The organism is Frankia sp. CcWB2 (genome assembly GCF_977927585.1).
In genome coordinates, this window is the sequence record NZ_CDWRCM010000078.1 from 12,410 (window position 1) to 15,785 (window position 3,376).

At 69.9% G+C, this 3,376-nt stretch carries 3 protein-coding genes; all 3 read right to left on the reverse strand.

Translation table 11 applies throughout. The features are described from left to right. Positions 1-258, reverse strand: a 258-nt coding sequence (locus tag ACY45C_RS10480; RefSeq protein WP_462187431.1) for an FAD-dependent oxidoreductase, incomplete at its 3' end; no start/stop codon positions are given. 662 nt (positions 259-920) lie between these two features. Further along, positions 921-1,964, reverse strand: a complete 1,044-nt coding sequence (locus ACY45C_RS10485) for an NAD-dependent epimerase/dehydratase family protein (protein ID WP_462187432.1) — start codon at positions 1,962-1,964, stop codon at positions 921-923. 108 nt (positions 1,965-2,072) lie between these two features. Further along, positions 2,073-3,212 (reverse strand): sensor histidine kinase, encoded by a 1,140-nt coding sequence (locus ACY45C_RS10490; RefSeq protein ID WP_462187433.1) that lies wholly within the window; start codon positions 3,210-3,212, stop codon positions 2,073-2,075. Between the last annotated feature and the right edge of the window lie 164 nt (positions 3,213-3,376).

Here is a 3,376-nt window from a genome sequence, read left to right on the forward strand (position 1 = left end):
CAATACCTCACGGGTGGTCGGGGCGATCTCGCCCTCGGACAGGATGCCCGTTGCCACCTGGTAGAGCAGCGGCTGGAACAGATGGTGCGTCGTCTTCGCGACGAGGGTGACCTCGACCGGTGCTTTGCGGAGGGCCTGCGCGGTGAACAGACCTCCGAAGCCAGACCCGATGATCACTACTCGGTGCGGGGAGGTGCTTCGCTCCTCGAGCCGTTCCGGTTCGCCGGCCTGCCCTGTCTGGGCGCTGTCCGTGGTCACGATCCTTCTCCGCTCAGCCTCTTGACTCCGGCGGTGCCCCTTGGCGCCGCGAAGACCATATACCTGATGGTGCCGGACCCCGGCTACTATTTTCCGCCGTATATCCGAGATGGGATCGTGTTTATCATCACCTCCTGTCGCCGGATAGCGTCGACGGGGCATGTGGCATGCAACACAATTCGTGGGCGATTGATACCTCGTCGAGTGGTGCGCCCAGTTCGGGGGCAACCGTGAGGTGGGCACTGAAGATCGTGTCTGGCCGGAAGGCTGCGGTGCCTGGCCGAACGGAAATACGGCGAACCGGCCCCGCGGACGCGGGCGACCACCCGGTCCCTGGGCCCCGACGGCGGGGATCTGTCTGGCCAGAGCTATGATCATGTTTTCTTCGTGTGGTGGATTTGACTGAGCGCACCTTCTGGGGGTCCAGTTTAGCACATCAGTCTATTCGGATACTGCTTTCACCACCTGCACCTTCATTCGGTGCTCGTTCTTTGACATGACGTTCGCGTCCTGCACGTTCACGGGCAGTTTTCACAGGCAGTTTTCACGGGCAGCATGTTCGGCGGATGCATCTTCGATCTCATGAAGGTGGCCGACGGGGATTAGTCCTTCGTGGGTCTGCCCCGAGCGGGCCAGGGAGGATCGCGGATCCGGGGAGAACCTTAGTCTCGCAGCGGATCATGGGCGAAGGCCCGCATCCCCCCGGCGAAGTCGACCCGCGGCCGGTAGCCGAGAAGATCGCCTGCTCGAGCCGAGGACGCGGCGATGTGGCGGACGTCGCCGACCCGGGAGGTACCGGTCACGACGGGCTTCGGACCGCCGAAGGCACGAGCCAGCGCGTCCGCCATGTCCCCGACGGTGTGGGGATCACCGGAGCCGATGTTGAGGGGAACCAGCCGGCCGGGTGCCTGCGGCTGCTGGGACGCCAGCAGGTTGGCCTGCGCGACGTCGTGGACGTGCACGAAATCCCTCAGCTGCCGGCCGTCCTCGAAGGCCCGCGGGGCCCGCCCGTGTTCCAGCGCACTGCGGAAGATCGACGCGACGCCGGCGTAGGGGGTGTCCCGGGGCATCCGCGGACCGTAGACGTTGTGGTAGCGCAGTGCCACGACGGTCCCGCCGGTTTCCGCCGCCCATGCCGCCGCGAGATGCTCCTGGGCGACCTTGGTCGCCGCATACGCGTTGCGGGGGTCCAAGGGGGCGTCCTCGTGGACCACGATGGGCGAGAGCGGCCGGTGGCACCGTGGGCACGGCGGCTCGAAACGGCCCGCGTCCAGGTCGGCGGCCTGCCGTGGTCCGGGGCGCACCGGTCCGTCCGTCGGGCAGCGGTAACCACCCTCGCCGTAGACCACCAGGGAGCTCGCCAGGACCAGTCGCCCCACTCCGGCGCGGGCCATCGCCGCGAGCAGGACCGCGGTGCCGAGATCGTTGTTCGTGGCATACGCCGGAAGGTCGTCCAGATCGGCACCCAGACCCACCATGGCGGCCTGGTGGCATACGACGTCGATCCCGCTCAGTGCTTCGGCGACCTGGCCCCGATCGGTCATGTCCCCAACGATCATCTCGGCGGCGTTGTTGACCTGGGGCTTCGTCCGGTGCACCGCCGGAAGCAGGGCGTCGAGGATCCTGGCCTCGCCGCCCGCCGCGACCAGCACGTCGACAACGTGAGAACCGATGAAGCCGGCGCCACCGGTGACGAGAACCCGCATGACGCCGACGCTAGCGGTGCCGGGACGCGCCGGATCTTACGAACCGCGGAACGTCTCCGGCCCGGCCCCTGTGCCGGCACCGTCGTAACCCCGGGCGGCGTCCGGACGTCAGGACGTGGGGAGCGCGACGACGAAGCGGCAGCCCTCCCGATGGTTGTGCACGGTGACGTCGCACCCGTGCGCCTCGACGATGCCGCGGACGATCGCGAGGCCGATCCCCGACCGCATCCGTGGCTGGTGCGGGTTGTCGTCACCGCCGGGGGTCCGGGCCGACTCGCCCCGGAATCCGAGGTCGAACACGCGGGGCAGCTCCTCCTGCGGGATGCCGCCGCACCGGTCCGCCACGGCGAAGACCGCCCGGTCGGCGTCCGCGGTAGCGGTGATCTCCACCGTTCCGTCGTCGGGGGTGTGCCTGATGGCGTTGACGAGGAGATTGGTCAGCACGCGCCCCACCTCGGCCGCGTCGGCGTCGACGTACCCGGCGTGATCGGCCCGCCCGCTGACGACGACTCCCTTGGCCCGCGCGATCGGGTCCACCGCGGCGATCGCGTCCGAGACGACATCGGCGACGCGCACCTTCTCCAGGCTCAGCCGCAGCGCACCGGCCTGCAGCCGGGCCAGTTCGAACAGGTCGTCGACCATGCCGGTCAGCCGCTCGGCGTCGGCGAGCATCAGCCGGTGGTAGCGGGCCGTCGTCTCGGCGTCCGTGACCAGGCCGTCCTGCAGGGCCTCGGCCGTCGCCCGGATTCCCGCGAGCGGGGTTCTCAGGTCATGACTGATCCAGGCCACCAGCTCGCGGCGGCTCGCCTCCAGGGCCCGTTCCCGTTCCCGCGCCTCGACCAGGCGGACATGGGTCGCGTCCAGGGCCGTCGCCAGCGCGCTGAGCTCGGCGGTCGGAACATGGCCGGCGCCGCGATAGCCCGGCTCGCCCAGGGCCGCCGTCGCTCGGGTCAGCGTCCCGATCGCCGCCACGACCGGGCCACCCAGGCGCACCGCGGATGCCGACGCCACCACCGCCGACACGGCGACCACGATGAGCACGACCCGCAGGTTGTGATCGGAGAGGAACATTGCCTGCGCCGTGCCGGCGACCCCCGCCGTCACCGCGACGACCGGTATTACGCTCAGTGACGCGGCTGTCGCCCACAACGGCCGCTTCCGGAGCGCCCGCAGCAACGGCAGGCCGGTGAGCGCGGCCGCTGTCGAACAGCCGAGCGCGATCCCCATGACCTCCAGGTCGGCGTTCATTGGGGCCTCGCTCTCGCTCTCGCTCGCCGCCCGCCCGTGAGGCCGTCGTCCCGCCGCACCGCCTCGGGTCTCATCCTCGGTGTCGTCCCTCGTCCGGTGCCGCCACCTGTCCGGTGGGGGTGCTGTCGGGGCGCGGGGTGCTGTCGGGGCGCGGGGTGCTGTCG